Annotated in this window: 4 protein-coding genes; all 4 read right to left on the reverse strand. The window is 66.6% G+C overall.

The annotated features are described in order from the left end of the window. The coding region (gene whiA / locus RTM68_RS16300; RefSeq protein WP_312172920.1) for a DNA-binding protein WhiA at window positions 1-371 on the reverse strand (371 nt) is incomplete at its 3' end. Between the two features lie 68 nt (window positions 372-439). Then, the gene (gene rapZ / locus RTM68_RS16305) at window positions 440-1,312 is read right to left on the reverse strand and encodes an RNase adapter RapZ (RefSeq protein ID WP_194763392.1); all 873 of its coding nucleotides are present in this window, start codon (window positions 1,310-1,312) and stop codon (window positions 440-442) included. 46 nt (window positions 1,313-1,358) lie between these two features. Next, a complete protein-coding gene (uvrC, locus tag RTM68_RS16310) occupies window positions 1,359-3,260 on the reverse strand; it encodes an excinuclease ABC subunit UvrC (RefSeq protein WP_312172922.1) in 1,902 nt (633 codons plus the stop codon). Then, window positions 3,260-6,084 (reverse strand): excinuclease ABC subunit UvrA (gene uvrA, locus RTM68_RS16315; RefSeq protein ID WP_312172923.1); only part of this gene is annotated, 2,825 nt, incomplete at its 5' end. The genes uvrA and uvrC, both read right to left, overlap by 1 nt.

Here is a 6,084-nt window from a genome sequence, read left to right on the forward strand (position 1 = left end):
GCCCGCGAGCCGGTCGTGAGGCGATTGGGAAGGCCGCGAACGGGGCGGCGGCGCTGGTCGAGCAGCCCGGTCTGACGGGCGAGGGTCTCGCCTGCCGCGATCACTCGGACAGCCCATCGCGCGCCGTCGTTCGCGGTGCTCGACTGCACCTGTGCGATCTCCGGGCGGACGCCGTAGATCTCGGCCAGATCGCGGGCGACGCGCTGAGCGAGCACTTCGGCATCCACCTCGGCCTCGACGGCGACCCGCCCGGCGATCGAGTGCAGCCCACCGGCGAACCGGAGGATCGATGTGACCTCCGCGACGCGCACCGTGGGGGGTGCATTGCGGATGCTGACCAGCTCAGCCTTGACGTCGGTGGTTAGTGCCACGACACTCCTCTACGCTCACGCGCCGGATCGCGACGCAAACCTCCAGCTTACTCGGCCCGAGGCGGTTCCTACTCCCGGCCGAGGTCCCGGTGCCGCACGTTGACGGCCACGCCGGGCACCGCCGCGAGGCGCCGAGCGAGCTCCTCGGCCATCGCCACGGAGCGATGCTTGCCCCCCGTGCACCCGATCGCGACGGTCGAATGGCTCTTGTTCTCTCGCTGATACCCCTCGAGCACGGGCGTCAGGGCGGCCGCATAGGCATCGAGGAACTCCGCGGCGCCTTCACGGGAGAGCACGTAGTCGCGCACGGGCTCGTCCTGGCCGGTGAGACCGCGCAGTTCCTCGTTCCAGAAGGGGTTCGGGAGGAATCGCATGTCCGCCACGAGGTCGACGTCGGTCGGGAGTCCGTACTTGAACCCGAAGCTCATCAGAGTCACGCGGTGACGGGCCGCCCCCTCTTCCGAGAACAGCTCGGACACCTGGGTGGCGAGCTGATGGATGTTGAGCGAGGAGGTGTCGATCACGAGGTCGGCCGCTTCGCGGATCGGCGCAAGCTTGGCGCGCTCGGTGCGGATGCCGTCGAGCAGTGTGCCGTCACCCTGCAGCGGCTGCGGACGACGTACGGCCTCGAAACGACGGACGAGCACGTCGTCGGAGGCGTCGAGGAAAAGGATCCGGATCGACCCTCGAGAGCGCAGGGCGCGCGTCACGCCGGGGAAATCGTCGAAGAGATTGCGCCCACGGACGTCGACCACCGCAGCGATCTTCGGCAGCGAGGTGCCGCCCATGTCGGTGAGGTCGAGGAGCGGACGGAGGATCTGCGGCGGAAGGTTGTCGACGACGTACCACCCGAGGTCCTCGAGTGCATTGGCGGCAGTCGTGCGTCCTGCGCCCGACATGCCCGTGACGATGAGGAACTCGCCTTTATCGCCGTCAGCCATGGTTGACTCCTTCTCCCCCGCTGACGTCAAGCCTATCGACTGCGCGCTACCGCGTGGACAGATGCGAGTGGATGTTCCGTGCGAGCACGGGCCCGATGCCCTGCACCTCTTCGATCTCCGCCGGAGCCGCCGACTTGAGCGCGGTCACTGATCCGAAATGCTTGAGCAACACCTTGATGCGTGAGGCGCCGAGTCCGGGAACCTCCGCGAGGACCGTGCTGATGTCTCCTTTTCGCCGCTTCCGCTGGTGGGTGATGGCGAATCGGTGGGCCTCGTCGCGCAGGCGCTGCAGGAGGTAAAGGGACTCGCTCGTGCGCGGCAGGATCACCGGGAAGTCCTCCCCCGGCAGCCAGATCTCCTCGAGTCGCTTCGCGATACCGCACACCGCGATCTCGCTGTGTCCCGCATCGCGGAGCGCCCGTGCCGCGGCTTCGACCTGCGGCTGGCCACCGTCGACGAGCAGCAGCTGAGGCGGATACGCGAAACGCGGCTTGCGCTTGACCTCGGCCACGACCCCCTCGGCGAGGGCGTCCTCGGCGGCCTGCTCCTGCGGGTCCTGCTCCTCGGGGCGATCGAGATACGCCAGACGACGCCGCAGCACCTGGTACATCGAATCCGTGTCGTCTGTGGTCTCGGGGATGTTGAACGACCGGTACTGGTCTTTCCTCGGCAACCCGTCTTCGAAGACCACCATCGATGCGACGACGTTCGTGCCGCTGAGGTGCGAGATGTCGAAGCACTCGATGCGCAGGGGTGCTTCGGTCATGCCCAGAGCCTCCTGCAGGTCGGTGAGCGCCTGGGTGCGCGCGACGTAGTCGCTCGTACGACGGGTCTTGTACCGGATCAGAGCCTGCTGGGCGTTGAGAGTGGCGGTGCGCATGAGGTCGGCGCGCTGCCCGCGCTGCGCGACGGCGATCTCGACCTTCTTGCCGCGTCGCTCCCGCAACCACACCTCGAGCTCGGCAGCATCGTCCGGCATCGTCGGCACGATGATGCGACGGGGCACATCCTGCGCGTCACCGTACGCGCGCTGGAGCACCTGATCGACGAGGTCGGCCGAGGAGATGTCGATCTCCTTCTCGATCGTCATCGCTCGGACACCGCGCACGCGTCCGCCTCGGATCACGAAGTGCTGCACAGCGGCGGCGAGCTCGTCTTCTGCGATGCCGAACAGATCGGCGTCCTCGTCGCTCGCCAGCACCAGTGCGCTCTTGCCGAGCACAGCCTCGATCGCGGAGAGCTTGTCGCGGTACTTGGCCGCCGCTTCGTAGTCCATCGCCGCCGAGGCGGCGAGCATCCGCCTGGTCAGCTCTCGCGTGAACCGTTCGTCTCCGCCGGCCATGAAGGCGACGAAGTCGTCGACCATGGCACGGTGCTCTTCGATCGTCACGGTCATGGAGCACGGACCGCCGCACTTGCCGATCTGCCCGGGGAAGCAGGGCCGCCCGGTCTGCATGGCTCGCTTGTAGCTCGAATCGCTGCACGTGCGGATCGGGAACGCCTTGACCATCAGATCGATCGTCTCGTGCACCGCCCAGACCTTAGGGTACGGGCCGAAGTATCGTGCGCCGGGGATCTTGCGGTTCCTGGTGACGATCACCCTGGGCGCTTCGTCACCGAGGGTGACCGCCATGAACGGGTACGACTTGTCGTCTTTATATCGGACGTTGAAGGGTGGATCGAACTCCTTGATCCACATGTACTCCAGTTGCAGCGAGTCGACGTCCGTCGGCACGACCGTCCACTCGACCGACGAAGCCGTCGTCACCATCCGACGAGTGCGCTCGTGCAGGGTGCGCAGAGGAGCGAAGTAGTTCGACAGTCGCTGCCGAAGGTTCTTCGCCTTGCCCACGTAGAGCACACGCCCATCGGCGTCCCGGAACCGGTACACGCCGGGGTTGGTGGGAATCTCACCCGCCCTCGGCTTGTAGTGGAGCGTGTCGGCCATCAGCTGGCCTTCCGCGCGGAGCGCCCCTCATCCAGGATCTCGGCGAGGAACTGCCCGGTGTGGCTCTCCTGCACCCGGGCGATCTGCTCGGGTGTTCCGGTGGCGAGGATCTCGCCGCCGCCCGATCCACCCTCGGGGCCGAGGTCGATGACCCAGTCCGCGGACTTGATCACATCGAGGTTGTGCTCGATGACGATGACCGTGTTGCCCTTGTCGACGAGGCCGTTCAGGACCTCGAGCAGCTTGCGGACGTCTTCGAAATGCAGACCCGTGGTCGGTTCGTCGAGCACGTAGATGCTGCGGCCGTTGCTGCGCCGCTGGAGCTCGGTCGCGAGCTTGACGCGCTGCGCCTCTCCACCGGACAGAGTCGTCGCCGACTGACCGAGGCGCACGTATCCGAGGCCCACGTCGACCAGCGTCTTCATGTACCGGTGGATCGCCTGGATCGGCTCGAAGAACTCCGCCGCCTCGGCGATCGGCATCTCGAGGACCTCGGCGATGTTCTTGCCCTTGTAGTGCACCGCGAGCGTGTCGCGGTTGTAGCGCTTGCCGTGGCAGACCTCGCAGTCGACGTACACGTCGGGGAGGAAGTTCATCTCGATCTTGATCGTGCCGTCACCCGAGCAGGCGTCGCAGCGCCCGCCCTTGACGTTGAAGCTGAATCGGCCCGGCTGGTAGCCGCGCACCTTCGCCTCGGGAGTCTCGCTGAACAGCGAGCGGATCCTGTCGAAGACTCCGGTGTACGTCGCCGGGTTCGACCGCGGCGTGCGACCGATCGGCGCCTGGTCGACATGCACGACCTTGTCGAGGTTGTCGAGGCCCGACACGCGGGTGTGCTTGCCGGGAACGGTGCGCGCTCCGTTGAGCCGCGAGGCGAGCACCTGGTACAGGATGTCGTTGACCAGAGAGGACTTTCCCGATCCGGAGACGCCGGTGACCGCGGTCAGGACTCCGAGCGGGAAGTCGACGCTCACGTTCTTGAGGTTGTTCTCCCGAGCTCCGACGATGCTGATCTTGCGCTTCTTGTCGAGCTTGCGCCGCTTCGTCGGCGTCGGGATCTCTCGGGCTCCCGAGAGGTACTCCCCCGTCATCGAGTCGGGCTCGTCCAGCAGGCCCGAGTACGGACCCGAGTGCACGACCGCGCCACCGTTCACGCCGGCACCCGGTCCGATGTCGACGACCCAGTCGGCCGCCTCGATCGTCTCTTCGTCGTGTTCGACGACGATCAGGGTGTTGCCCAGATCACGCAGCTTGAGCAGAGTGTCGATCAGGCGTCGGTTGTCACGCTGGTGGAGCCCGATCGACGGCTCGTCGAGCACGTACAGGACGCCGGTGAGACCGGAGCCGATCTGCGTGGCCAGGCGGATGCGCTGCGCCTCACCACCCGAGAGCGAGCCGGCGGAGCGGCTGAGGTTGAGGTACGAGAGCCCGACCTGCAGCAGGAAGTCGAGCCGAAGACGGATCTCGCGGAGCACCTGCGCTGCGATCTTCGCCTCACGGTCGGTGAGAGTCAGAGTCTCCATGAACTCGCGGGCGTCGACGAGGCTGAGGTGCGAGACCTCGGCGATCGAGTGCCCGTGCACCTGCACCGCGAGCACCTCGGGCTTCAGCCTGTTGCCGTCGCACACCGGGCACGGCACCTCGCGGAGGTACTCGCCCCAGCGCGCGCGCTGCGTGTCGGACTCGGCCTGCGCGTACTGGCGCTCGATGTACGGCACCACGCCCTCGAACCCCGAGGCGTAGCGCATCTCGCGGCCGTACCGGTTCTTGAACTTGACCGTGACCTTGTAGTTGTCGCCGCGAAGGATCGCATCCTGCACGTCGACCCGCAGATCCTGCCACGGGGTGTCGAGCGAGAAGTTGAGGTCGGCAGCCAGACCCTCGAGCAGTCGCTCGTAATACTGGAAGAGCCCCTTGCCCTGGGTGGTCCACGGGATGATCGCGCCCTCGCGGATCGAGAGCTCCTCGTCGCCGAGCATCAGGTCGACGTCCACCGACATGCGGGTTCCGAGGCCCGAGCACGCGGGACACGCACCGAACGGCGCGTTGAACGAGAAGGTGCGCGGCTCGATCTCGGTGAGGGTGAGCGCGTGGCCGTTGGGGCAGGCGAGCTTCTCGGAGAACGACTGCCAGGCGTCGTCGCCCTCTTCATCGACGAAGTTCACCTGCACGACGCCACCGGCGAGGCCCAGCGCGGTCTCGACCGAGTCCGTGACACGGCCGAGGATGTCGTCGGCGGCCACGAGGCGATCGACGACGACCGCGATGTCGTGCTTGTAGCTCTTCTTGAGTGTGGGGGGCTCGGCGAGCTGGATCAGGTCGCCGTCGACGATGGCACGCGAGTATCCCTTGGCACCGAGCTCCCGGAACAGGTCGACGAACTCGCCCTTCTTCTGCGAGACGATCGGCGCGACGATCTGATACCGGGTGCGCTCGGGCAGGCCCATGAGCTGGTCGGCGATCTGCTGCACGGTCTGACGCTGGATGCGCTCACCGCACTCGGGGCAGTGCGGGATGCCGATCCTCGCCCACAGGAGTCGCATGTAGTCGTAGATCTCGGTGATCGTGCCGACGGTCGACCGCGGATTGCGGTTGGTCGACTTCTGGTCGATCGACACCGCAGGGCTCAGCCCCTCGATGAAGTCGACGTCCGGTCGATCGACCTGGCCAAGGAACTGCCGCGCATACGCGCTCAGCGATTCGACATAACGACGCTGCCCCTCGGCGAAGATCGTGTCGAACGCGAGGCTGGACTTTCCGGAACCGGACAGGCCGGTGAACACGACGAGCGAGTCGCGTGGGATGTCGATGTCGACGTTCTTGA

The organism is Microbacterium sp. (genome assembly GCF_031988965.1).
Classification (GTDB): Bacteria; Actinomycetota; Actinomycetes; order Actinomycetales; family Microbacteriaceae; genus Microbacterium.

Bases quoted from the DNA above. Each gene is read 5' to 3' on its own strand.
- rapZ (WP_194763392.1), bottom strand. From the start codon at position 1,312: ATGGCTGACGGCGATAAAGGCGAGTTCCTCATCGTCACGGGCATGTCG.
- uvrC (WP_312172922.1), bottom strand. From the start codon at position 3,260: ATGGCCGACACGCTCCACTACAAGCCGAGGGCGGGTGAGATTCCCACC.